Origin of the sequence: Streptomyces sp. NPDC001231, from assembly GCF_042896885.1 — a bacterium.
In the GTDB taxonomy this organism is placed as follows: domain Bacteria; phylum Actinomycetota; class Actinomycetes; order Streptomycetales; family Streptomycetaceae; genus Streptomyces.
The window spans coordinates 1,510-3,276 of the sequence record NZ_JBIAXS010000070.1 but is presented as its reverse complement, the minus strand read 5'-3'; the positions used below and the strand labels follow the sequence as shown (position 1 = coordinate 3,276).

General features: G+C 57.8%; 1 rRNA gene (only partly in view). It reads left to right on the top strand.

Annotated elements, in window-relative coordinates:
- The first annotated feature begins 68 nt into the window (after positions 1–68).
- Positions 69–1,767 (top strand): 23S ribosomal RNA (locus ACFY3J_RS38745) (it continues 1,488 nt past the right edge of the window).

Genomic DNA, 1,767 nt, shown 5'->3' with positions numbered 1-1,767 from the left:
CGCTTCGGCGGGTTGTGACGGGTGGTTGGTCGTTGTTTGAGAACTGCACAGTGGACGCGAGCATCTGTGGCCAAGTTTTTAAGGGCGCACGGTGGATGCCTTGGCACCAGGAACCGATGAAGGACGTGGGAGGCCACGATAGTCCCCGGGGAGTCGTCAACCAGGCTTTGATCCGGGGGTTTCCGAATGGGGAAACCCGGCAGTCGTCATGGGCTGTCACCCTTGTCTGAACACATAGGGCAAGTGGAGGGAACGCGGGGAAGTGAAACATCTCAGTACCCGCAGGAAGAGAAAACAACCGTGATTCCGGGAGTAGTGGCGAGCGAAACCGGATGAGGCCAAACCGTATGCGTGTGAGACCCGGCAGGGGTTGCGCATGCGGGGTTGTGGGATCTCTCTTCTACGGTCTGCCGGCCGTAGGGCGAGTCAGAAACCGTTGATGTAGGCGAAGGACATGCGAAAGGTCCGGCGTAGAGGGTAAGACCCCCGTAGTCGAAACGTCAGCGGCTCGTTTGAGAGACACCCAAGTAGCACGGGGCCCGAGAAATCCCGTGTGAATCTGGCGGGACCACCCGCTAAGCCTAAATATTCCCTGGTGACCGATAGCGGATAGTACCGTGAGGGAATGGTGAAAAGTACCCCGGGAGGGGAGTGAAATAGTACCTGAAACCGTGTGCCTACAAGCCGTGGGAGCGTCGGAATGTGCTTGCACATTCTCGTGACTGCGTGCCTTTTGAAGAATGAGCCTGCGAGTTTGCGGTGTGTTGCGAGGTTAACCCGGGTGGGGAAGCCGTAGCGAAAGCGAGTCCGAATAGGGCGTTTCAGTAGCACGCTCAAGACCCGAAGCGGAGTGATCTAGCCATGGGCAGGTTGAAGCGGAGGTAAGACTTCGTGGAGGACCGAACCCACCAGGGTTGAAAACCTGGGGGATGACCTGTGGTTAGGGGTGAAAGGCCAATCAAACTCCGTGATAGCTGGTTCTCCCCGAAATGCATTTAGGTGCAGCGTCGTGTGTTTCTTACCGGAGGTAGAGCACTGGATAGGCGATGGGCCCTACCGGGTTACTGACCTTAGCCAAACTCCGAATGCCGGTAAGTGAGAGCGCGGCAGTGAGACTGTGGGGGATAAGCTCCATGGTCGAGAGGGAAACAGCCCAGAGCATCGACTAAGGCCCCTAAGCGTACGCTAAGTGGGAAAGGATGTGGAGTCGCACAGACAACCAGGAGGTTGGCTTAGAAGCAGCCACCCTTGAAAGAGTGCGTAATAGCTCACTGGTCTAGTGATTCCGCGCCGACAATGTAGCGGGGCTCAAGCGTACCGCCGAAGTCGTGTCATTGCAGCGTATAGCCCCAACGGGTGCTGTGATGGGTAGGGGAGCGTCGTCTGCCGGGTGAAGCGGCACTGGAAGGTAGTCGTGGACGGTTGACGAGTGAGAATGCAGGCATGAGTAGCGATTCACACGTGAGAAACGTGTGCGCCGATTGACTAAGGGTTCCTGGGTCAAGCTGATCTGCCCAGGGTAAGTCGGGACCTAAGGCGAGGCCGACAGGCGTAGTCGATGGATAACCGGTTGATATTCCGGTACCCGCTGTGAAGCGTCAAACATCGAGCATCGTGATGCTAAGGCCGTGAAGCCGCCCCTGATCTCTTCGGAGTGAGGGGGAGTGGTGGAGCCGCCGAACCAAGCGGTTAGTAGGTGAGTGATGGGGTGACGCAGGAAGGTAGTCCATCCCGGGCGGTGGTTGTCCCGGGGTAAGGGTGTAGGCG